The organism is Ruegeria sp. HKCCA4812, assembly GCF_013034245.1.
Lineage (GTDB): Bacteria > Pseudomonadota > Alphaproteobacteria > Rhodobacterales > Rhodobacteraceae > Ruegeria.
In genome coordinates this window covers 481,494-504,234 of record NZ_WQFQ01000001.1, presented here as the reverse complement: position 1 = coordinate 504,234, position 22,741 = coordinate 481,494, and the positions used below count along the sequence as shown (strand labels likewise).

At 58.6% G+C, this 22,741-nt stretch carries 21 protein-coding genes; 12 read left to right on the top strand and 9 right to left on the bottom strand.

Features of this window, described 5'->3' with window-relative positions; genetic code table 11:
• Positions 1-56: 56 nt before the first annotated feature.
• Both GOW04_RS02525 and hemA read right to left on the bottom strand, forming a co-directional pair.
• Entirely contained in the window at positions 57-1,262 is a 1,206-nt protein-coding gene (locus tag GOW04_RS02525) for a helix-turn-helix domain-containing protein (protein WP_171231454.1), read from the bottom strand.
• Between the two features lie 129 nt (positions 1,263-1,391).
• Complete coding sequence (hemA, locus tag GOW04_RS02520; RefSeq protein ID WP_171231453.1) at positions 1,392-2,615, bottom strand: 5-aminolevulinate synthase; 1,224 nt, start codon at positions 2,613-2,615, stop codon at positions 1,392-1,394.
• Positions 2,616-2,940: 325 nt separating this feature from the next.
• Between hemA and GOW04_RS02515 the strand changes: the two genes are divergently transcribed.
• Positions 2,941-4,326 (top strand): dipeptidase, encoded by a 1,386-nt coding sequence (locus GOW04_RS02515; protein ID WP_171231452.1) that lies wholly within the window; start codon positions 2,941-2,943, stop codon positions 4,324-4,326.
• Between the two features lie 154 nt (positions 4,327-4,480).
• Here GOW04_RS02515 and lpdA read toward each other — a convergent pair whose 3' ends face one another.
• Positions 4,481-5,875 carry a dihydrolipoyl dehydrogenase gene (lpdA, locus tag GOW04_RS02510; protein ID WP_171231451.1) on the bottom strand — a complete coding sequence of 465 codons (1,395 nt, stop codon included), beginning with the start codon at positions 5,873-5,875 and terminating at the stop codon, positions 4,481-4,483.
• Between the two features lie 213 nt (positions 5,876-6,088).
• Here lpdA and GOW04_RS02505 point away from each other — a divergent pair, with 213 nt between their 5' ends.
• The gene (locus GOW04_RS02505; protein ID WP_171231450.1) at positions 6,089-6,523 is read left to right on the top strand and encodes a hypothetical protein; all 435 of its coding nucleotides are present in this window, start codon (positions 6,089-6,091) and stop codon (positions 6,521-6,523) included.
• A 43-nt stretch (positions 6,524-6,566) separates the two neighbouring features.
• On the opposite strand, the gene GOW04_RS02500 is transcribed toward GOW04_RS02505, so the two are convergent.
• The 4 genes from GOW04_RS02500 to GOW04_RS02485 form a co-directional block, all read right to left on the bottom strand.
• A complete protein-coding gene (locus GOW04_RS02500) occupies positions 6,567-7,142 on the bottom strand; it encodes a DUF924 family protein (RefSeq protein ID WP_152458288.1) in 576 nt (191 codons plus the stop codon).
• A gap of 109 nt (positions 7,143-7,251) precedes the next feature.
• Positions 7,252-8,523 carry an MFS transporter gene (locus tag GOW04_RS02495; protein WP_171115435.1) on the bottom strand — a complete coding sequence of 424 codons (1,272 nt, stop codon included), beginning with the start codon at positions 8,521-8,523 and terminating at the stop codon, positions 7,252-7,254.
• Between the two features lie 111 nt (positions 8,524-8,634).
• The gene (gene queA / locus GOW04_RS02490; RefSeq protein WP_171231449.1) at positions 8,635-9,681 is read right to left on the bottom strand and encodes a tRNA preQ1(34) S-adenosylmethionine ribosyltransferase-isomerase QueA; all 1,047 of its coding nucleotides are present in this window, start codon (positions 9,679-9,681) and stop codon (positions 8,635-8,637) included.
• Positions 9,682-9,723: 42 nt separating this feature from the next.
• On the bottom strand, positions 9,724-13,110 hold the full coding sequence (locus tag GOW04_RS02485; protein WP_371814343.1) for a DUF3971 domain-containing protein: 3,387 nt from the start codon (positions 13,108-13,110) through the stop codon (positions 9,724-9,726).
• A 68-nt stretch (positions 13,111-13,178) separates the two neighbouring features.
• Here GOW04_RS02485 and GOW04_RS02480 point away from each other — a divergent pair, with 68 nt between their 5' ends.
• From GOW04_RS02480 to aqpZ, 6 genes are all read left to right on the top strand, one after another.
• A complete protein-coding gene (locus GOW04_RS02480) occupies positions 13,179-13,640 on the top strand; it encodes a peroxiredoxin (protein ID WP_171115431.1) in 462 nt (153 codons plus the stop codon).
• Positions 13,641-13,724: 84 nt separating this feature from the next.
• Complete coding sequence (locus GOW04_RS02475) at positions 13,725-14,543, top strand: ferritin-like domain-containing protein (RefSeq protein WP_371814366.1); 819 nt, start codon at positions 13,725-13,727, stop codon at positions 14,541-14,543.
• 174 nt (positions 14,544-14,717) lie between these two features.
• The gene (locus tag GOW04_RS02470; RefSeq protein ID WP_171231446.1) at positions 14,718-16,049 is read left to right on the top strand and encodes a M23 family metallopeptidase; all 1,332 of its coding nucleotides are present in this window, start codon (positions 14,718-14,720) and stop codon (positions 16,047-16,049) included.
• A complete protein-coding gene (locus GOW04_RS02465) occupies positions 16,039-16,539 on the top strand; it encodes a polymer-forming cytoskeletal protein (RefSeq protein WP_117868644.1) in 501 nt (166 codons plus the stop codon). Before GOW04_RS02470 ends, GOW04_RS02465 begins: the two co-directional genes overlap by 11 nt.
• A 121-nt stretch (positions 16,540-16,660) precedes the next feature.
• A complete protein-coding gene (locus GOW04_RS02460) occupies positions 16,661-17,470 on the top strand; it encodes a zinc-dependent peptidase (protein WP_171231445.1) in 810 nt (269 codons plus the stop codon).
• Positions 17,471-17,583: 113 nt separating this feature from the next.
• Complete coding sequence (aqpZ, locus tag GOW04_RS02455) at positions 17,584-18,273, top strand: aquaporin Z (protein WP_171167669.1); 690 nt, start codon at positions 17,584-17,586, stop codon at positions 18,271-18,273.
• A gap of 62 nt (positions 18,274-18,335) precedes the next feature.
• Here aqpZ and GOW04_RS02450 read toward each other — a convergent pair whose 3' ends face one another.
• Both GOW04_RS02450 and GOW04_RS02445 read right to left on the bottom strand, forming a co-directional pair.
• A complete protein-coding gene (locus GOW04_RS02450; RefSeq protein ID WP_171231444.1) occupies positions 18,336-18,893 on the bottom strand; it encodes a peptidylprolyl isomerase in 558 nt (185 codons plus the stop codon).
• On the bottom strand, positions 18,886-19,392 hold the full coding sequence (locus GOW04_RS02445) for a peptidylprolyl isomerase (RefSeq protein WP_152458298.1): 507 nt from the start codon (positions 19,390-19,392) through the stop codon (positions 18,886-18,888). The genes GOW04_RS02450 and GOW04_RS02445 overlap by 8 nt, the downstream gene beginning before the upstream one ends.
• Before the next feature lie 133 nt (positions 19,393-19,525).
• On the opposite strand from GOW04_RS02445, the gene pgk reads away from it, so the two are divergent.
• The 4 genes from pgk (at position 19,526) to pdhA (ending at position 22,732) form a co-directional block, all read left to right on the top strand.
• Positions 19,526-20,716 carry a phosphoglycerate kinase gene (gene pgk / locus GOW04_RS02440; RefSeq protein WP_171231443.1) on the top strand — a complete coding sequence of 397 codons (1,191 nt, stop codon included), beginning with the start codon at positions 19,526-19,528 and terminating at the stop codon, positions 20,714-20,716.
• Positions 20,717-20,787: 71 nt separating this feature from the next.
• Positions 20,788-21,132, top strand: a complete 345-nt coding sequence (locus GOW04_RS02435) for a lysozyme inhibitor LprI family protein (RefSeq protein WP_171231442.1) — start codon at positions 20,788-20,790, stop codon at positions 21,130-21,132.
• Between the two features lie 140 nt (positions 21,133-21,272).
• Complete coding sequence (locus GOW04_RS02430; RefSeq protein ID WP_171115419.1) at positions 21,273-21,572, top strand: septum formation initiator family protein; 300 nt, start codon at positions 21,273-21,275, stop codon at positions 21,570-21,572.
• A 170-nt stretch (positions 21,573-21,742) separates the two neighbouring features.
• A complete protein-coding gene (pdhA, locus tag GOW04_RS02425) occupies positions 21,743-22,732 on the top strand; it encodes a pyruvate dehydrogenase (acetyl-transferring) E1 component subunit alpha (protein WP_171115415.1) in 990 nt (329 codons plus the stop codon).
• The last annotated feature ends 9 nt before the right edge of the window (positions 22,733-22,741 follow it).

Here is a 22,741-nt window from a genome sequence, read left to right as displayed (position 1 = left end):
TCTGCCTGAGTTGCGACTGTAGATAGTTCGGCAACGGGGTTATCGCAATGGCTAGATCACTCGGTGGGCGTTTCTGTCGCCTCGGTTTGCAGTTCCGCCACCAGTTGCTTGAGCGCACTGTTCTGTTCCGCCTCCAGATCGGCGACGGCATAGGCCTCGGACACGGCGTCTTTCGACAGAACAACACCCTTGGCGACCGTGCCCGGAGCACCCGCCGGGCCGTAATGCTCACCATTCATCGCGAAATATACCGATCCCGACGCGCCCGCACGCAATGTCGGCGGTTCTTCCGTCAGGGGCACTTCGAATACACTGCCTTGCTCGACGGTTCCCAGCGTACCTTCGAAAATGACGCTGCCATCCGCAGCCGTCACACGCATCCAGGCGGGGTCAACGGCCACGATCTTGAGCGTGGTGTCGATCTGTTCGACCACTTGCGGCAGGGCAGGTTTTTCGACCGTGTGCAGTTCAGCCACTTCGAACTGCGGCAATTCGGGCGGGCGGAAGGTTCCAACCTCGCGCGGATCAAGCGTTGAGATCGGAGCATCCCGCGAGACCAGCACCGGAACATCCAGTGCCTGCGGACGATAGAGACGGTCCAGTGCTTCGGCATTCGCCACTTGTGCCGCGTCATCAGACACGTTGCTGCGCGCCGCATCCAGCGGATCCAGATCAGACAGAACCACCGGTGCCTGTTCAACCGGGCTGACCTGTACTTGCTGAATCTTGTTCAAAACAGCCCAGCCGCCATAGCCAATGCCACCGATCACCGCCAGCAAAACCAGCGACGAGCCGATTGCGCGCGGTTCAATCTGGCTGACCAGAGACTCCTTGCCCGGAATATAGGGCGTATTGGGTGAAATGAACGGATCGCGCCCCATCGGACCGCGCGCAGGCAGAGCCCCCGAAGGTTTCCGCACCACCGAGGCCTCTGCGGACATGCCATGCGCAACCTCAAATCCGCTTTCCTCGCAGAAAGTCGCGAAGGTCTCATCGGGGTTCATACCCAGATAGCGCGCATAGGAACGCACATACCCGGCGATAAAGCCGGGTGTATCAAACGCATCTGGGTCGGCGTTTTCAATTGCAGCGATATAGTTGGCTTTGATCCGCAGCTCGCGCTGAACATCCAGAAGAGATTTGCCCATCGTTGCGCGTTCACCGCGCATCTTGTCGCCTAGGCGAACTTCGTAGTCGTCAAACCCTTTTGGTCTGACATCTACGTCCTCTTCGGATTCGCGCTGAGATCTGCGCCCAATCATCCCTGCTGCCCCATTCTGCCTGTCGCGTATTTCGCGTAAGTGGCGAATCATCCCCAGAATGATTCGTCTACTCGTTTTGTTAGCGTAAGCTTAACACGCGGCAAACTCGTTGCACACTTTGGCGTTAGGTTATCCGGCAAGTTCGGCGCGATTTAGCGCACAATGTGACCAAAGTTCGTCCATCGCCTGCACCAGACGGTTCATTTCGTCGGGTCCGTGCACCGGAGACGGGGTAAAACGCAGACGTTCGGTTCCGCGCGGGACGGTCGGGAAATTGATCGGTTGCACGTAAATGCCATAATCGTCCAGCAGCATATCGCTGAGCTTCTTGGTGTGCACCGGATTGCCGACGATCACAGGCACGATATGGCTGCCGTGGTCGATCAGCGGAAGGCCCATTCCCTTCAGCCGCAGCTTGAGGATCTTCGCCTGAGTCTGGTGCTGCTCGCGCAGCTCAGACGCGGTTTTCAGGTGCGCAACGGATGCTGCAGCCCCTGCGGCAACTGCCGGCGGCAACGATGTCGTAAAGATAAAGCCCGGCGCATAAGACCGCACGGCATCGCACATCTTTGCGCTTGCGGCGATATAGCCCCCCATGACGCCATATGCCTTGGCCAGAGTGCCATTGATGATGTCGATACGATGTGCCAGCCGGTCACGCTCGGTCACGCCGCCACCGCGCGGGCCATACATGCCCACCGCGTGCACTTCGTCGATATAGGTCAGCGCGCCGAATTCATCTGCCAGATCGCAGATTTCTTCGATTGGACCAAAATCGCCATCCATCGAGTAGACGGACTCGAACGCGATCAGCTTGGGTGCGGCGGGATCTTCCGCCTCAAGCAATTCGCGCAGATGCGCCAAGTCGTTATGACGGAAGATGCGCTTGGCCCCGCCGTTTCGGCGCACCCCCTCTATCATCGAAGCATGGTTCAGCGCGTCAGAATAGATGATCAGCCCCGGAAACAGCTTGGGCAGCGTGCTGAGCGTGGCGTCGTTGGCGATATAAGCACTGGTGAACAAAAGCGCGGCTTCCTTGCCATGCAGATCTGCCAGTTCGGCCTCGAGCCGTTTGTGATAGACCGTTGTTCCCGAGATGTTGCGCGTACCGCCCGATCCCGCACCTGCGGCTTCGACCGCCTCGTGCATTGCGTTCAGAACAACAGGGTGCTGGCCCATGCCCAGATAGTCATTGCCACACCATACGGTGATGTTCTGCTGCGAGCCGTCCGGGCGCGTGCGTACCGCGTGCGGAAAGTGTCCGTTGCGACGTTCGATATCGATGAAGGTCCGGTAACGTCCTTCGTCATGCAGCCTGGCAATCGCTGAATCGAGCTGAGCAGTATAGTCCAACGGACCCTCCTTGAATGCCCGTTTCCGGTTTCCCTTGGGCAATTAGTCTGCCACATCCAACAGCTTAACCTGTATCAGCAGCTTTGTGTTACTTTATTCAGCTGGTTACAGCCGAACAGGTGAACCCAACTTTGATTTGCATCAAATATAAGTTTGCAATGCTCACGGCAAGTATAGTTCCGGCTATCGGACGCGTGGAAACGACGCAGCCCGCGCAACGTCATTCGCGGGCTTGTGATTGCATGAACAATTCAGATCAACCGCTCTGGACGGCGCTATCAACGCTGCTAGGGTTCGCGCGAACACAGACAAGCAGGAGATACCCATGTCGCTAGACACCGTGCTGGACCGGATTGACGAAGATCTGCAAACCTCGATCGACCGCCTGATGGAGCTGCTGCGCATCCCTTCGATCTCAACCGATCCCGCGTACAAGGCCGACGTCAGCCGTGCGGCCGACTGGCTGGTTGCCGACCTCAACAGTATCGGAATTGCAGCAGAAAAACGGGAAACCCCGGGGCACCCGATGGTCGTAGGCCATGTGGGCGAGGACTCGGATGCACCCCATATCCTGTTTTATGGCCATTATGATGTGCAACCTGTCGATCCATTGAACCTTTGGACACGCGACCCGTTTGACCCTGCCATCGAAGATACCGAGCACGGCCCCGTCATCCGCGGGCGCGGGGCATCGGACGACAAAGGTCAATTGATGACATTCGTCGAAGCCTGCCGCGCATGGAAAGCGGTGCACGGAACCCTGCCCTGCCGCATCACCTTCTTCTTTGAAGGCGAAGAGGAATCCGGCTCACCCTCGCTGGTCCCCTTCCTCGAAGAAAACGCGGCCGAACTCAAAGCGGATCTGGCGCTGGTTTGCGATACATCCATGGTGTCGCGAGGTGTTCCGTCGATTGCCGCGCAGCTGCGCGGCATGCTGAAGGACGAGTTCACCATCATCGGGCCCCGCATCGATCTGCACTCCGGCCATTACGGTGGTCCGGGGCTGAACCCGCTGCGCGAGCTGTCGAAAATCGTTGCCTCATTCTATGATGACGAAACCGGGCGTGTCGCGGTCGATGGCTTCTATGAAGGCGTTCATGAAGTGCCCCAGGACCAGCTGCGCCAGTGGCAGAATTGCGGTTTCGATGAAGCGGATTATCTGAATTCGGTCGGCTATACCCAGCCGCACGGCGAAAAAGCCTATTCGACGCTCGAACAGCAATGGGCGCGCCCGACACTTGAGGTGAACGGGCTGTGGGGCGGATACAATGGCGCAGGTTCGAAAACCGTTATCCCTTCGGAAGCGCATTGTAAAATCACGTGCCGACTGGTCGGCGACATGGACCCCGACGCGCTGCGCAACAAGATCCGCAAACATGTCGAGGATCACCTGTCCCCGGATGCAAAAGTTGTCTGGGACAACGATCTGGAAGGTTCGCCCGCTTCGGTCATGAATATCGATCGCCCGGAATTCGAAGCCGCGCGCAAAGCACTGTCGGACGAGTGGGACCGCGAAGCGGTGTTTACCGGCATGGGCGGCTCGATCCCCGTCGTCGGGTATTTCAATACCGTTCTGGGGTTGGATTCGATGCTGGTCGGCTATGCCAACGAGGACGACGCAATCCATTCGCCGAATGAGAAATACGACGTCAAAAGCTTCCACAAGGGCATCCGTTCGTGGGCCCGCATTCTGGATGCTTTGAACAAGTAACGGATTTCAGCGAGGCTCTGCCTCGCGCTCCGGGATATTTGACGCCAGATGAATAAAGGATCCCTTGTTCATCTGGCCCAAAATATCCCGGGGGAGCCGCGCGCAGCAAGGGCGGGGGCAGAGCCCCCTGTCCGACCGCAACACGCGTATGACGTTACATGTGGATCACGCGGCCATAAGCGTCCAACACGCTTTCATGCATCATTTCTGACAGAGTCGGGTGCGGGAAGACCGTGTTCATCAGGTCTTCTTCGGTGGTCTCCAGCTGCCGCCCAACCACATAGCCCTGAATCAGTTCCGTGACTTCCGCGCCGATCATATGGGCCCCCAGCAGTTCGCCAGTCTTGGCGTCGAACACGGTTTTGATCAGACCTTCCGGTTCGCCCAGAGCAATGGCCTTGCCGTTGCCGATGAAGGGGAAGCGACCGACTTTGATGTCATAGCCCAGCTCTTTGGCCTTGGCTTCGGTATATCCCACCGAGGCCACCTGCGGCTGACAATAGGTACATCCGGCGATGCTTTCGGGCTTGACCGGATGCGCATGCTGGCCCGCGATCAGATCGGCAACCATGACACCTTCGTGGCTGGCTTTATGTGCAAGCCAGGGCGCGCCCGCGATGTCACCGATCGCATAAAGGCCATCGACGCCGGTGCGGCAATATTCATCCGTCACCACATGCGTGCGGTCGATCTTGACGCCCAGCGCCTCGAGCCCGAGGTTTTCGACATTCCCAACAATCCCGACAGCCGAGATAACGGTGTCGAACTCGTGCTTTTCAACCTTGCCCTTGACCTCGATATGAGCGGTGACCTTGCCCTTGCCGCGATCCAACTGCTTGACCATGGCTTTTTCCATGATGGTCATGCCTTGCTTGGTGAAGGCTTTCTTGGCCAAGGCACTGATTTCCGCATCTTCCACGGGCAACACGCGGTCCATAACCTCGACCACCGTCGTGTCGGCCCCCAGCGTGTTGTAGAAACTTGCAAATTCGATGCCGATCGCGCCCGAGCCGATGACCAGCAGCTTCTTTGGCATCCGGGGTGGTTGCAGCGCGTGCTTGTATGTCCAGACCAGATCGCCGTCAGCCTCGAGACCGGGCAGTTCGCGGGCCCGTGCGCCGGTTGCAAGAATGATGTTCTTGGCCGTCAGTTCTTCGGTGCCCTTATCGGTCTTGACGCTGACCTTGCCTTTTGCGGGGATCGTCGCCTCCCCCATCACCACGGCGACCTTGTTCTTTTTCAGCAGATGGCCGATGCCGCCCGAAAGCTGCCCGGCAACGCCACGGGATCTTTTGACGACCGCGTCCAGATCGTAACCGAAGTTGTCGGCCTTCAATCCGAAATCCTTGGCGCGTTCCATCAGATGGAACACTTCGGAGGACCGCAGCAATGCCTTGGTCGGAATGCACCCCCAGTTCAGGCAGATGCCACCAAGGTGCTCGCGCTCGACCACGACGGTTTTCAGTCCAAGCTGGGCCGCACGGATGGCGGCGACATAGCCACCGGGGCCAGCCCCGATTACGATCAGATCATAGGATTGTGCAGCCATGTGTTCCTCTCGGCGCAGGTGGTGAAAATTTAGTTTACCATTAAACTATTTTCAGAAACGCATCAACACGCGTTCCCGCGACAAATGAGACGCAGGGTAAACCTTACCTGAATATGCGGATTTCAGCCTATACGCAGGCCCATGCTATGGCTAGAACAGAAACGCCGACGCCGCTCGGACATTTGTGAACACATTGAATTCAAGGGGTTTACCATGGCCAAAACACTAAAAGATCTGGCGCTTGCTCTGCTAAACGCAACTTTGATACTTGTGGCGCTGTGCTTGTTTTTAGGCTGGAAGCTGGCATCGAAAGTCGAAAGTGTCTCGGCGGAATTCTCAGAGACAGTGCAAGTTCTTGCCCCTATTCGGGATGAGGCGAAGGGCATTCGGGGCGAGCTTTCCGCGTTGCGCGGTGATTTGACGACGCTGATGAGGGAAAACCAAGTTACGGACAGTCAAACCGCTCAAAATATCCAGGCAACATTGCGCCGCCTGAACGCAGTTGAACAAAAGCTACAAACTGCGCAGGAGCGATTCACAGAACTTGAAGAAACACCAGAGGTTTTGATCGCCCAAGCCATACAGACCGGAGCAGACATCGCGTCCGAATGGGTATTGTCGTTCAAAGGATGCGAGCCGGGAGCCTGAAGCCCCCGCACTAGCAACAGAGGCGCAAAACCTTTGTACGGTCTCAGGCCATTGCTTGCAGCTCTCGCACGGTGCTGCCATAGCCGCCCATGTCGACATAAGCCTCTTCATGGGGGGTCGAGCTGCGCGACAGTGCTTTGTTCCGGTAAGGGAAACGACCGAACTTGCGGATCACTTCGCGATGCGCACGGGCGTGCAGCAGATTGCTTGTATCGCCGCTCAGGTTCTGACAGATCAGACGCACGCAGCGTTCCTGATCGCACAGATTCTCCGAATGCATCATCGGCAGGTAAAAGAACTGCCGGGCCGGTTCATCGATCTTCTTGTCCCAGCCTCTGTCTACCGCGCATTTTGCAGCTGCCAAGGCCGCTCGGTCCGTCGCGAAAGCACGCGCTTGCCCGCGGAACATGTTGCGTGGAAATTGGTCCGTCAAAATTATGTAAGCCAGTGACCCGCTGGGATAGGTCAGCCAGAGCGAAAACTTGCCCTCGGCCGCAGCCTCCCACGTTGATTGAAAACGTGCGCGGATTTCTGAATCCAGCGCTTCATCCTCTATGTACCAGCCCTTTGGACCCACCTCATCTAACCAAAAACTCAATACTTCTTCAGGCGTTACCATTGCCTTAAACTCCGTCTTGTGCCCGTAGTTTGGACGTAACGTCATTTAAGGCCGTTTTACAGAACTGTTACAGTAACATATTGCAACACTTGCGACATAATCCTGTGTCCTAGGCATCTTCCTGCTCAGCCTGTTCGGCCTCGGCGGCTTCGATGGCGACTTCCTGTGCCACTTCAAACGCAACTGGCGAGGCCGTTGGATACAGCGTCGACATTGTGCCGGTTTCGTCCACGGGTATCGATGCCCGCTGCGTCGTCCGATACAGGGCGTAAAGTGCCATTGCGAGTAACAGTGCCGCAATAAAGAGAAAAAAGCCCGGTGGCCCGAATACGGCATCCCCCATCAGCCAGCCGGTGATCACCGGCCCGGCAATCGCGCCCAGACCGTTGATGAATACCAGCCCACCGGATGCGGCCGCCATGTCCTCGTGATCCAGAAAGTCATTCGCATGCGCGATCAGCAGTGAATATAGCGGGTTGGACATACCGCCGATCAGGAAAGCCGAAGCAAGCAGAATTGGAAACGATCCGCCCATCATCATAGCGATCGTTGCGCCACCGGCACCGGCGAGCGCCACAAGCAGGATCAGAAAGCGGCGATCCATACGGTCAGAGAACCAGCCCAAAGGGTATTGCAGGACCACTGCGCCGATATAAAACGCCGCAACGAAGGTTGAAATTTCAACAAGCGACAGCCCTGCCCGGGCGCCATACACCGCCGCCATGCCGAACTGCGCGGAAAACACACCCCCCAGAAGAAACATGCCCACGCAGCCCAGAGGCGAGGTTTCCAGTAGTTTCTTCAGGGTCATCGGTTTGGTGGTATCAAAGGCCGGTGTCGGCGAGATCGACAGCAAAATCGGTGCGAAGGACACTGAAACCAGGATCGAGGCGATCACAAAGGTCTCGTAACCAGCCGGGTCGCCGACAAGAACAAGCGCCTGCGCACTGATGATCCCAGTCATCTGGACGATCATATAGAGCGACAGCGCCTGCCCGCGATTTTCATTGCTGGCCGCATTGTTGAGCCAGCTTTCAGCGGTGACATAGACGCCCGAAAAACAGAATCCGATCACCACCCTGCCCAAGGCCCACGCGATCGGGTTGGTCAGCATGGGATACATGATCATCACGGCCGAAATAAACGACGCAAGGGCCGCGAAAACCCGCACATGGCCAACGCGCCGGATCATCTCGGGCGCAAGACGTGAGCCGCCCAGAAAGCCCAGAAAATAGGCCGACATGACAAAAGACATCTCGAGGGTCGAAAAGCCTTCGATCTCACCCCGCACACCCAGAATCGTACCCTGGAGGCCGTTTCCGACCATCAGCAACCCCATGCCGAGCAGCAGCGCCCATGCGCTGGAAAGGACCTGAATCATTGGGGCCTCCGACTAATGCCAACCTGATTTTAGTGTCGTTCTGCGATCAAAGACCGCCTACGTCGCGCTTGTCTACGACATTCCCGATCCGCGATGCTGTTTCCGCGCCTCTCAAGGGATCAAAAGCGACGCGTCGCCATAGGAAAAGAACCGGTATTTCCGGGCGATGGCATGCGCGTAGACATCGCGCATCCGATCCTGCCCCATCAGTGCCGAAACCAACATGAGCAACGTGGACTTCGGCAGATGAAAATTGGTCATCAATGCGTCAGTGACATGGAATTCAAAACCGGGATAGATGAAGATATCCGTTTCGCCTTCCCAGGGTTCGATCTTTCCTGACCTTGCCGCACTTTCGATCAAGCGCAAAGCCGTTGTCCCCACCGGGATCACCCGCCCGCCGGCGGCCTTGGTTGCCTGTATCTCAGCGGCGGCGTCGGGGCTTACCTGCCCCCATTCAGCATGCATCTTGTGTGTTGTGACATCCTCAACCTTGACCGGAAGAAAAGTCCCTGCCCCCACGTGAAGCGTCACATGCGTGAAGCTTACCCCCCGTATTGCCAGCGCCTTCATCAACGCCTCATCGAAATGCAATGATGCGGTCGGGGCGGCCACGGCACCGGAATGATTTGCCCAGATGGTCTGATAGTCCGTCTTGTCCCGTTCATCAGCCGGACGTTTGGCTGCGATGTAGGGCGGCAGAGGCATTGCTCCGGCCTGATCCAGCGCCGCGTCGAAATCCTCGCCGCTGAGATTGAAGCGTAGATACGCCTGGCCATCCGCAACCCTGTCCAGTGTGGCGCTGAGATCATCCGAGAAGACAATCTCTTCCCCAAGCTTCACCTTCTTGAGCGGCTTGATCAACGCAGACCACGTGCCATCGGCCTGTGGATCCAGCAAAGTGGCCTCGATCCCTGCGGAAACCGGCCCCTGCGCGCTGTCCCGGTGGCGTCGGCCGTTCAGTCGCGCCGGAATGACCCGTGTGTCATTCAACACCAGCCGGTCACCCGGCCGCAGGAAATCGGGCAGGTCGAAAACATGGCTGTCCGTGATTGCATCCCCCTGCGCCACCAGCAAGCGCGCAGAGGAACGCGGGCTGGCCGGCCGCGTGGCGATCAGGTCTTCGGGCAGATGGAAATCAAAATCGCTAAGTTTCATGCCCGCGCCTTACAACCCTGCGTCAGATTCGGCCATATCCTGTCAGCGGTCACTTGGGGATGAGCCGAATGTGCGTTTGGGTTCATCCGGTTTCTGCGGCACTGCGTTCGGACCATCCTGAACTTTGGGTGCCGGGGCGCGCATCAGGTCGCGCAGGAACAGAGGTGCGAGACCGGACAACGGATTTACCGACACTTTGGGCGAGGCAAGCGGGCCGGTCAGAGTGTAGTTGAAGCCAAAGACGCCCTCGCCCTTGCGCGTAAACACGCTGCCAACTGCGTTGAGGAGGTATATGGGCGAGATCGCACCGCGCAGGTTCAGCAATCCGTTCACCGTATCGATGGTGCCATCAAAAGACAGGCCCATCGACGGGCCGACGGCACTGCCGCTTAGCACTTTGATGTCTGTGGGGGTGACACGCATCCGGCTGTCGATTGCTGCAAAAAAGATACCCTGCCCCGCCATTTCATCCAACAGGCCCACAAGGCTGATGGCATTCAGCAAGGCCGCCATGGCCGGGGCGTCGGTAATCCGCGTGTTGGTGATTTTCAGTATCACGTCATAGCTGCCCGGTGCCGTCACAGGTTCGAGCTTGAGATTCATTTCTCCGCCCCGCGCCTGTGTCAGTACTCCGGCCGATCGCAGCGCGGACCCCGCATCTTGCGACGTAAGGTCAACAGCACTTCGGTTCCCTCTGGGGCTGACCTGCCCCCTGACCGGCGCGCCGCCATTGACCTGCGCGGTGAAGTTCCCTTGTATTCCGCCGGTCGTCTGAAATGCGCCCCGGAACCCGGTCAGCGCGACGGTTTCCGTAACCTGTAGGCGATCCAGAGCCACGTCCAGTTTAGGCCCGGCGCCGCCCCCGCCGCCCGATCCGCCGCTTTCGCCGAAATTCGCGCGACCCATATCAAGGACGCCGCCAAGCACACGGATATCCGGCATGGCGTTTCCGCGCCCGATCAGCTCTGCCGGGACCGCCAGCCAGTCGCCGAGGTCAAAAGAGGTGAAGCGAACCCGGTCATATTCGCCGTTTTCGCGAAACGTAATGGAGGCTGATGTACGCAATCCGGCTGCATTTATGCGCAGGCTATCCACCTTCAACTGCGATCCCAAAGTCGCTTCGGCCGTCAGAGAGCCGGTCGAATTGGCCCCCTTTCTCCAACCAAGTTCGGGTATGGCCAGCGCGACCCCCTGCAAATCGGATGTGACGGATAATTTCGGGGCAACCCCGGCGCCGAGCCCCAACGTGATATCTGCAATCCCTTTGCCGGTCAGCATCCCCGGAGGCAGGCCGGCGCCGATCTCATCCATCAATCGCGGCGACAGCTCGATCTGACCGGTCAGGGTGCTTCGCTGATCCGACTTGCCGTCTATAGGCTGCCGCCAGAGCGCCGTCAGCGGTACATCCCCGAACTGCCCCTGCCCCTGAATCTGAACGCCGGACTGATCACCAGAAAGGTCCAGAAGATCAGCACTAACGTCAAATCCGGGCACCAAGCGGTCACTGAACAGGTTGGCCAACCTTCCGTCGAAATGGAACTCGGTCTCGTCAAACTTGAGACCCTTTTTCAAAGGCAAGGAAAGGGTTCCCGCCAGCGACACCGTTCCTTTCGCTACGTCAACGGGCAACCCCGCCTTGCTGAGCAATTCCAGCGGAGGCCTGTCCAACAACGACAACGCGGCCGTCACGCTGCCTTTGGCCTGAATGCGCGCAATCGCAGGCGCGGATTTCTTGATATCCGTGTCGGGTATGATGAAGGACGTCCCCGACGCATCAACAGCACCGCCGTCATCCGCAATCACAACACCCTGCTGTGCAGTGACCGTGAACCTGCTGTTGATCAGGCTGGCCTGACCCTGCGCCTTTTCGATCGGCGGCAGCGTTTTGACAAACCGAATCTTCGCCTTTTCAAATCCGAAATCCAGATATAGATCCGGTTTCGATCCGGGCAGCAGGCGCAGGGCAAAGTCCATATCCGACAGAACCCCTTCGTACAGGTTTTCGGTCACCCACTCTCGCGGTTTCGGGGCCAGACGTTCGGGCCAGTATCCCAGAACCTTGTCCGACGTCATTTGATCCAGGTGTGCGTCCAGCTTGACGGCCCAGCCATCCGGCCGCCCGGTCAGGACGCCAAAGGCACGCACCGTGTGACCCGGATCTTCAATGGTCATCTGACCCAGATGCAGCTGGAACGGGTTGAGGACCATCTTGAAATCCAGGCTGGCCCGCGAAAGCTGAATAGGTTGCGGGAACAGGTTTGCCGGGTTCACGTTGATACCGGACAGCCGCAACTGTGCAGACAGGCTGTCCAGCACGCCATCTTCTGCACCTTCCAGATACGCCTTTCCGTCAGCCTGAACCTCACCCCAGGCCGAGACCACCGAAACTTCGTTGAAATCCAGAATCTGACCTTTGGGATCATAGGTGAAATAGGTGCGCGCGGATTCGAAGGGAACCGGGCGTGTTTCCGGGTTTGGCTGCACCGCCCCCGCCCCCAGATTCAGCGTGGCGTACAAAGTTCCGATCGCTCCGTTTTCGTCGACACCACCGCGCAAGGCACCCGAGATCGGGGCCCGCAGAACCTGCAACCAGGCAAGGGCGGGCGTTTGGCCCGCGATGTCCTCGGCTGGCAGGTCAGTGACCGAGATCCCGAATTGTGCGGCAGGTGTACCCAGAACGCTTGTATAATTGGCCTCGATGGCACTGACATAGTCACGCCCCGCCAGAACCGAAAACCCGGTTGCCAAGCGCACTTCGTTGCCGCTTCGGTTGGCTTGAATATGCCCACCGTCCAGAATCCAGGACCGCCCCTGCCGAAGATCGCGATAATCCAGTGTGATCGCATCAAGCTCGACCGAGGTCAGCGCCGATAGCGCCGGAGACAGGAAAACCTGATCCGAAGCCTCGATAAGCTGTGCCAGGTTCGGGGCCTCCTGCACCGGTGCGCTGCCGGACCCGACCGTAAGGCTCAGCGCCCCGTCCTTGTCCCGGGTCACGGCGATCTGCGCACCCCTCAGAATTATCCTTTTGGGGCGGACGTGCCCCCGCAACAAGGGGCGCATGGCCAGGCTGGCGCGCATGTCGGACACCTGCGCAATTTGCCGACCCTCAGCGTCGCTGATGGCCACATCGGTCAAACGCAGACGGGGTCGCCATCCCTCGTGAATGATGAAACTCACATCGCCAAACCGGATTTGCAGCCCGCCCAAAGCCTGCTCAAGCCGCGCTTCGACCCTGTCCCGCAGCCAGACGGGTGCGTGCATTCGTTGTCCGACAACCATGAAACCGGTGAACAGCGCCAGAAGTACCAGCACGAAAGTGCCGCGCATGGCCCACAGACCAGCGGCCCGGCGGCGAGACCGACGGCGCGCGGGCTTAACGGGCTGTGCTCCGTCGTCGTCTTCGTGCTGCTTCAAATTGCTATCCACGCCTTCCAACCCGCACGCGTTGCCCTATGATATCAGGCAGCCTTTAAAAACCTTTAGCGGAGTTTCCAATGCCCGACGTTTCAGACATCGCCCCTGACTTCACTTTGCCGCGCGACGGCGGCGGCGAGGTGACGCTTTCGGCGTTGCGCGGTAGCACCGTGGTTCTGTTTTTCTACCCCCGCGATGATACGCCGGGCTGCACCAAGGAATCCATCGGTTTCTCGGAACAACTTCAGGCCTTTGCCGATGCGGGCGCTCAAGTTTTCGGCATCTCGCGCGACAGCGTCGCCAAACATGACAAATTCGTCGCCAAGCATGGGCTGACCACACCGCTGTTGTCGGATGAGAGCTCGACCGTCTGTGAAGACTACGGCGTGTGGGTCGAAAAGAACATGTATGGGCGCAAGTCGATGGGGATTGAGCGTTCGACTTTCATCATCGATCCCGAAGGCAAAATTGCCCGCGTTTGGCGCAAGGTCAAAGTTCCCGGTCACGTAGACGAGGTGCTGGAAGCCGTGCGCGCGCTGTAACGCCCTCGACCACGGTCGCCATCCGGTTTAAGAGCCACAGGATCAACCAGGCGGAGAATAATGGTGTCCAAATCGCTGACTCAGATGGCGACCGAAGTTCTTGCAACGGCGGAAGGTCGGGAAAAGACCGCCCTGTCCAAACAGCACGCCGCCGCGTGGTTTGCGTCGCGCAAGGGCGACGCGCCCCCGATCGAGGTCGGGACGGCGTCACCCCCGCTGCGACCCGCGCGCCCGGAACGGCCAGAACTCCTGTCTCCTCGCGAGGTGCCAAAGCGCAAACCGGGCACCGAGGCGGGCCGCATCGCCCTTTTGCACGCCGTGGCGCATATCGAACTGAACGCCGTCGATCTGCATTGGGATATCATTGCCCGCTTTGGCCATGTGCCGATGCCGATCGGGTTTTATGACGATTGGGTAAAATGCGCCGAAGAGGAATCGCGCCATTTCGAGATGGTCTGCGATTGTCTGGAACAGATGGGCAGCCACTATGGCGCCTTGCCCGCCCATGCGGGCATGTGGCGCGCGGCCAAAGACACCGCAGACGACCTGATGGGACGGCTTGCGGTCGTTCCGATGGTTCTCGAAGCGCGTGGTCTGGATGTGACCCCCGGCATGATCGAGATTTTTCGCAAGGCCAAGTCTGAGCAGGCCATCGCGGCGCTTGAGGTGATCTATGCCGAAGAAGTCGGCCATGTCGCTTATGGGTCCAAGTGGTTTCACTTCCTATGCGGCCGGGAAAACACGGACCCCAAGGACGTGTTTCACGCATTGGTACGCCGGTATTTCCACGGCGTCCTCAAACCACCCTTCAACGAGGAAAAACGGGCCGAGGCCGGGTTGCCGCCCGATTTCTACTGGCCGCTGACCGAAGACCTGCCCGCGCCTGGCGAAATCACGAGCTGACGCCTCAACATAGTTTTCGGCAATTTCCCGCCGATCTTTGGGGGGATTTCTACGCAGTTGGCGCCAGACTGATCAACAAACTTGCCCGAACGCTGCCTGCCCTTTATGCAGTCGGCCCAAGGAGCGGCCGGCACTCACGACCGGTCCCGATCTTGGGGATGAGAGGTAGGACGCGTGCGAACACGTCTGGCAATAAAAATACACTCCGCATTTGAACGGTACTTTCCGGAACGCCGGGTTTTTCTGAAGTCTGACAAAGATACACGTTTTATCCGTCTCAGCTCGGAAACGCAGGTGGTCGCGGTGGCCGGTGTTGCCGTCATGGTCGGATGGACCGCTGTCGCAACTGCCATTCTGCTGATGGACAGCATCGGTTCGGGCAACTTCCGGGAACAGGCGAAACGCGACCAGGCAACCTATCAGGAACGATTGAATGTCCTGTCCGCAGAACGCGACGCCCGTGCGCAGGAAGCCCTCGCCGCTCAGGATCGTTTCAACGCCGCACTGGAACAGATATCCGCCATGCAGTCCGAACTGCTGGCCTCGGAAAACCGCCGTCGCGAACTTGAGACGGGGATCGAAGTCATTCAAACCACGCTGCGCACCACCATGAAACAGCGGGAAGATGCGCGGAAGGAACTGGCGGCGCTGAAGCAGGAAAACAGCAACACAGACATGTACGTAACGGCCTCCAGCGCGCCGGTACAGATGGCCTTCATGACGGACGCTCTGGCGCGTACGGCCGAGGAACGCGATCAGATCGCCGCCGACGCCCGCGAGGCACTGGACCAGCGCGATGATCTTGAGCTGGAAATTCGCCTTATGCAGGAACGCAGCGACGAGATTTTCCGGCAGCTGGAAGAGGCCATGGTGATTTCGGTCGAGCCGTTGGACAAGATGTTCCGTCAGGCGGGAATGCCAACAGACCGTATCATCGAAGAGGTCCGGCGCGGATATAGCGGTATGGGCGGTCCGCTGACCCCTTTATCCCTTAGCACGCGCGGTGAGGTGGACGAGTTGTCCGCCGAGGAAGCCCGCGCGAATACATTGCTGAAACAGATGGATCAGCTGAACCTTTACCGACTTGCGGCGGAAAAGGCCCCCTTTGCCAATCCTGTACATTCGGCCGTGCGTTTCACCAGCGGCTATGGCAGCCGGCGCGACCCCAAAACCGGTGGTCGCCGGATGCATAACGGGGTCGATTTCGCAGGGCCGCAAGGCACGGATATCTTTGCGACCGCAGACGGCGTCGTTACCCATGCAGGCTGGCAATCCGGTTTCGGACGGCTTGTGAAAATCAAGCACGCATTCGGAATTGAGACACTTTACGCTCATAACACCAAGATCAACGTGAAGGTTGGTCAAAGGGTCTCGCGCGGGGATCATATTGCTGATATGGGTAGCACCGGACGGTCGACCGGCACGCATTTGCACTATGAGGTGCGCGTGAACGGAAAACCCGTAAACCCAATGACTTACATCAAGGCTGCGAGAAATGTTTTCTAAAAGCAAAATCAACGAGCCCGCATCCAAGGCACCCGAGGCGGCCAAACCAGCTGCTCCGGCGACCCCAGCGGCCCCTGCACCGACCGAGTCGAAACCTGCCACTGCACCCAAGCCCAAGCCGCCTGCGTCGGTTCTGTCTTCGGATCTGCACATCACTGGCAATATCAAAACCTCTGGTGACATACAGGTGGAAGGCACAGTCGAAGGCGACATCCGCGCTCACCTTCTGACCATTGGTGAATCGGCAACGATCAAAGGTGAAGTCACCGCAGATGACGTCGTGATCAACGGACGTATCGTGGGTCGCGTACGTGGCCTCAAGGTGCGTCTGACATCGACCGCACGTGTCGAAGGCGACATCATCCACAAGACCATCGCCATCGAAAGCGGAGCGCATTTCGAAGGGTCTGTACAGCGCCAGGACGATCCGCTGAATCCGGGCCGCAGCGCCAAAGCCGGATCGAATCCGGCAGCAGACGTCAAACAGTAATTCGACCCATCAGGTCAGATCGGAAACGCCGCCGGGAGACCAGCGGCGTTTCTTTTTTGCACCTCAGCCCATACCCGGGAAACTTGTTTTGATCCCGCCGGGATCACGTTAGGGTCGGGCCATGTTGATTTTTCTGACACTTATTGCGGTGATCGCCGCAGGTCTGGTCTATTACTTCTGGTCCAAACGACAGGCGCGCCACGCCCTGTTGGCCGCTCCGTTGACTGACAAACAACGGCAGCTTGTCGACGCTCAGGTCCCGATCTTGCGGAAACTGCCGCAAGGCCTGCGCGCAAAGCTGGAAGGCAAGGTCAACCTGTTCCTTGATCAGGTTGAATTCATCGGGTGTGACGGTCTGGACGTTACCGAAGACATGCAACTGTCCATCGCAGCGCAAGCCTGTCTGCTGGTTGTGAATACCGATCTCTGGTATGACAATCTGACCACCATCCTGATCTATCCCAGCGCATTCAAATCCAGGCAGAGCCGGCACAGCGGCTATGTCGTCACCGAGAAGGAAATCGTGCGCACAGGGGAAAGCTGGAACCGCGGCCCGGTGATCCTGTCCTGGGCGCATAGCCAGCGCGGGGCCATGAACGATCATGACGGCCAAAATGTTGTGTTTCACGAATTTGCCCATCAGATCGACGATCTGACAGGGTCGGCCAACGGAGTGCCCGTACTTAGCGACGACCAAAGCTTTTCAGAATGGGAATCCGCATTCCTGACAGCCTATGACGCGCATGTCCGCGCCGTCGAATCCGGGCAGCCAACCGTAATCGACCCCTATGGCGCGGAAGGGCACGAGGAGTTTTTCGCCGTTTCGGTTGAAGTGTTTTTTGAGCGACCAAAGGCCCTGCGCAGGTCGGACCCGGAGGTTTACAAGCAACTCTCCAAGCTGTTTCACCTGGACCCTTCTCAATGGCACTAAGGGCTTTTCGACACCTGGTGCGAGGGTGCCGGGAAAATTCCCCGTTCGGCACAATTTAACAAAAGTTAATTTATGAACTACGCTTAAGCGCATTGCATTGTGGAGGAAATTTCATGTCATCAAAACTACTGGCCGAGTTCTTCGGCACCTTCTGGCTGGTTCTCGGAGGTTGCGGCAGTGCCGTATTGGCAGCGGGCGTTGCAGATGTCGGCATTGGGTGGCTTGGCGTTTCCTTCGCCTTCGGCCTGACGGTTCTGACAATGGCTTACACGGTTGGCCATATCTCGGGCGGGCACTTCAATCCGGCGGTCAGCCTGGGCCTTATGATCGGCGGGCGGTTTCCGGCAAAGGATCTGCTGCCCTACTGGATCGCTCAGGTCATCGGCGCCATCGCCGCCGCAGTGGTTCTGTATCTGATCGTCAGCGGTGCGCCCGACTTCGCCGGCGTCGGGGGATTTGCGTCCAACGGATATGGTGAGGCCTCACCCGGCGGATACTCCCTGATGTCGGCTCTGGTAATCGAGATCGTGATGACCGCTTTCTTCATCCTGATCATCCTGGGCGCAACCTCGGACAAGGCGCCGGCCGGTTTCGCCCCCATCGCAATTGGTCTGGCCTTGACCCTGATCCACCTGGTATCAATTCCGGTCACCAACACTTCGGTCAACCCGGCCCGGTCCACAGGCGTCGCCCTGTTTGCCGACGGCCCTGCCCTGTCACAGCTGTGGCTGTTCTGGGTGGCCCCGCTGATCGGCGGCGCGATCGGTGCTGTCATCTGGAAAGCGATGTCACAAGACGATTGAGTTTCGTTCAATCGACCATAAGGAACAGCCCGGCGCTCGTTGTAACGCCGGGCTGTTTCGGTTCATTCGGTGACGGTGACTTTTTTCATCACGTCGGGCTGTCCCGTAACCGCTCCGGTCTGGGAATGCCCCCGTTTGATTGCATCCACCACGTCCATCCCGTCGGTCACCTGACCGACCACGGTGTACTGGCCATCCAGAAACGGGCCGGGTTCGAACATGATAAAGAACTGCGAATTGGCTGAATCCGGGTTTTGCGACCGGGCCATGCCGACCACGCCACGATCAAAGGTCAGATCAGAAAACTCAGCCGGCAGATCCGGGCGGTCTGACCCACCACGCCCGGCATACCGCATGTCAAAGCCGTTCGCGGTGGAATTGCCGTATTGAACATCGCCGGTCTGGGCCATGAAACCTTCGATCACGCGGTGGAACACCACACCATCATACTTGCCGTCCGCAGCCAGTACCGTGATCTGTTCCACGTGCTTCGGCGCGACATCTTCGAACAGATCGATGGAGATCGTGCCATTGGCCCCTTCCCCTTCGACCTCGATCTGCAAACCGCTGGCCAGCGCCGGGCTTGCCAGCAAGGCAAAGGCGGCGGCAAGCTTATACATCTGCGGCCACCTTGACGCTGATCATGCGGTCGGGGTTCGCAGGCGGCTCGCCACGAACGATCGCGTCCACATGCTCCATGCCTTCGATGACGCGGCCATAAACAGTGTACTGACCGTTCAAGAAGTGGTTGTCCTTGAAGTTGATGAAGAACTGAGAGTTGGCCGAATCCGGATTCTGCGACCGGGCCGCGCCCAGCGTACCGCGATCATGGGGCAACTTGGAGAACTCTGCCGGTACGTTCGGCAGCGACGAACCGCCGGTCCCCGCCATACGCAGGTTGAACCCATCTTCCATGTCGCCATGCTGCACGTCACCGGTTTGGGCCATGAAGCCGTCGATCACTCGGTGAAAGGCCACGTTGTCGTATTCTCCGCTGCGGGCCAGTTCTTTCATCCGCGCGCTGTGCAAAGGCGCCACATCCGGCAGCAGCTCGATGACGACATTGCCGTCTTTCAGCTCGATGATGATCGTGTTTTCGGGATCCTTGATCTCGGCCATGAGGCCCTCCTGTCGTTTATCTTGCGCAAATACCTATGACGCACGCGTACGAATGCCAAGTGACGCATTGACCTGAGGGCAAATTGCAGGAAAAGAACCGCCTAAATCATTTGCCAATGACAAGGATCGCACAATGGGCTGGAAAACACTGGACGATATGGACCTGAACGGCAAACGCGTACTTGTGCGTGTGGATATCAACGTGCCCGTGGTTGACGGTGTCGTGACCGACGCCACCCGCATCCAGAGAATCGTGCCGACGGTGCGCGACATTCTGGCCGCTGGCGGCAAACCGATCCTTCTGGCCCATTTCGGTCGCCCCGGAGGCGAGCGGCGCGAGAACCTGTCGCTCAAGCAACTGGTTCCGACCCTCGAAAGCGCTTTTGGCACCAAAGTCCTGTTTGCCGCCGACTGTGTCGGAACCGAGGCCGAACTGGCGGCGCAGGCGTTGCAGCCCGGCCAGGTGCTGTTACTTGAGAACACGCGTTTTCACGCTGCGGAAACCAAGAACGATGCCGATCTGGCCGCAGGTATGGCCAGGCTGGGTGACGTGTACTGCAACGACGCGTTTTCAGCGGCGCACCGGGCCCACAGCTCGACCGAGGCCATCGCGCGCCTGCTGCCCGCCTGTGCCGGTCGTTTGATGCAGGCCGAGTTGCAGGCACTGGAAAGCGCGTTAGGCGCGCCCGAACGCCCCGTAACAGCGGTTGTGGGCGGGGCCAAGGTTTCGACCAAGCTGGAATTGCTGGGCAACCTGATCGACAAGGTCGATTATCTGGTGATCGGTGGCGGCATGGCCAATACGTTCCTTGTCGCGCAAGGTGTCAGTGTCGGAAAATCGCTGGCCGAAACTGCGATGAAAGACACCGCAGCCGAAATTCTGGCCAAAGCCGAAAGCACCGGCTGTCAGATCGTTCTGCCACGTGACGTCGTGGTTGCCGAAACGTTTGAAGCCAATGCCCCGCATCAAGTTTTGCCCGCGGATCAATGCCCCGACGATGGCATGATCCTGGACGCTGGCCCCGAAAGCGTGGCCGCGATCATCGAGATATTCGAAAAAAGCAAAACCCTGATCTGGAACGGACCGCTGGGCGCATTCGAACTGGAACCGTTCGACGCCGCCACCAATGCCGCCGCCTTGAAGGCGGCCGCGCTCAGCCGTTCGGGCCAGCTGATCTCGGTCGCCGGAGGTGGAGACACGGTTGCTGCCCTGAACGCCTCGGGTGCCGCCAAGGACTTCACCTATATCTCGACCGCGGGTGGCGCGTTTCTGGAATGGATGGAAGGCAAAACGCTGCCCGGTGTCGCAGCGCTGGATCAGTAAGCACCACTTGCCGCCTTTGATCGCCTGATATGGTCCATGGTAGTATCCTCTTTTGAACGGGGGATATTACCGTGAAGCCAGTTTACCTTCTTGTCCTAATGATCCTGCCCTGCTCTGCCGCAGCTCAATCCAGTTGCGGCGGCCAAACCCAGCTTGACGCCAATTTCTGCGCCAAGGAACAATGGGAGGCCGCAGATCGCGAACTCAACCGGCTGTGGGCTCAGATCAAGCCCGCAGCCGATGCGCGCGGCGACGGTGATGCCCTTCTGACCGAACAACGCGCCTGGCTGAAGGCCCGAGACGTAACCTGTGACAAGGAATTGTCGGGCGGCGGCAGCGCTGCGCCGATGTTCTACTGGACCTGCATGAAAGAACAGACCGTCGCGCGAAATCAGGCGCTGGAATCATGGCGCTGACGCGGATCAGGACGCGCTTAAATTACTGATGAAAAAATCGAAACAGGGGATTCACAACCCGAATCACCTGTGACATAGTGTTTTCAGATGCTCGCAAAGGGCACGTTTTTGAGGCTAGTTTTCATACGGCGGTAAACAGAGTGTCCCGTTCCCATCGGCCCGGTTTGGGCTCAATCATCTTCTTCTCGGTGGCTTTCATGCTTGGTGTGTATTTCACGTTTGCCGCCGTACAAGGTGACTATGGCCTGTTTCGGCGGGTCGAAATTGCTGCGGAACGGGACGCCCTGTCACAGGACCTGGAAAAGCTGAATGCCCAAATCGCCGAATTGGAAAACCTGACCCGGCGCCTGTCCGACACCTATCTGGATCTTGACCTGCTCGATCAGCAGGCGCGTTCGGTTCTTGGCATGATCCGGGCGGATGAGATCGTGATCCGCTGATCCTTTTTAGGCCGCCGGACATCTTCGGACCATAGTCGCACCGCTTTGTTTGTCGGCTGCGCCGCGCCTGCGCGGACGCTGCGTCACATTTCCCCTCGCCAGAAAGCCCCAAATGCTTTATGAGATAGTTTAACGCTAAACTATCTTGCCGAAAGGGGGAGATCGCCACTATGGCTGCGCGAAAAACCACAAAGAAACCAAATGTTTCTGCGGAAGAACTCAAGACATACTACCGCGAGATGCTTCTGATCCGTCGATTCGAAGAAAAGGCGGGTCAGCTTTATGGCATGGGCCTGATCGGTGGGTTCTGCCACCTGTACATCGGTCAAGAGGCGGTTGTTGTCGGGCTCGAAGCGGCAGCCCAGGACGGCGACAAGCGGATCACCTCGTATCGTGACCACGGCCATATGCTGGCCTGTGGCATGGACCCGGGCGGCGTGATGGCCGAACTGACAGGGCGCGAAGGCGGCCTGTCCAAGGGCAAGGGCGGCTCGATGCACATGTTCTCAAAAGAAAAGCACTTCTATGGGGGCCATGGCATCGTCGGCGCGCAGGTGCCTTTGGGTGCCGGTCTGGCTTTTGCCGACAAGTACAAGGAAAATGGCGGCGTGACCTTTACCTATTTCGGCGACGGTGCCGCAAACCAGGGTCAGGTCTATGAGACGTTCAACATGGCCGCCCTGTGGGATCTTCCCGTGGTTTTCGTGATCGAGAACAACCAATACGCCATGGGCACAGCGCAGGCGCGTTCGACCTCGTCACCCGATATCTATGTGCGCGGCGAAGCCTTCGGCATCCCCGGCGAGATCGTCAACGGAATGGATGTGCTGGCCGTCAAAGCCGCTGGTGAAAAGGCCGTTGCCCACTGCCGCGCCGGCAAGGGCCCTTACATTCTTGAGGTAAAGACCTACCGCTATCGCGGCCACTCGATGTCTGACCCGGCCAAGTACCGCACCCGCGAAGAGGTTCAGAAAGTCCGCGAACAAAGCGACCCGATCGAACATGTGCGCGAGCTGCTGCTGACCGGCAAACACGCGACCGAGGATGACCTGAAGGCGATCGACAAGGAAATCAAAGAGATCGTGAACCAAGCCGCCGAATTCTCGAAAGAAAGCCCCGAGCCCGCCGTTGAAGAGCTCTGGACCGACATTTACGCCTGAGAGGACGAA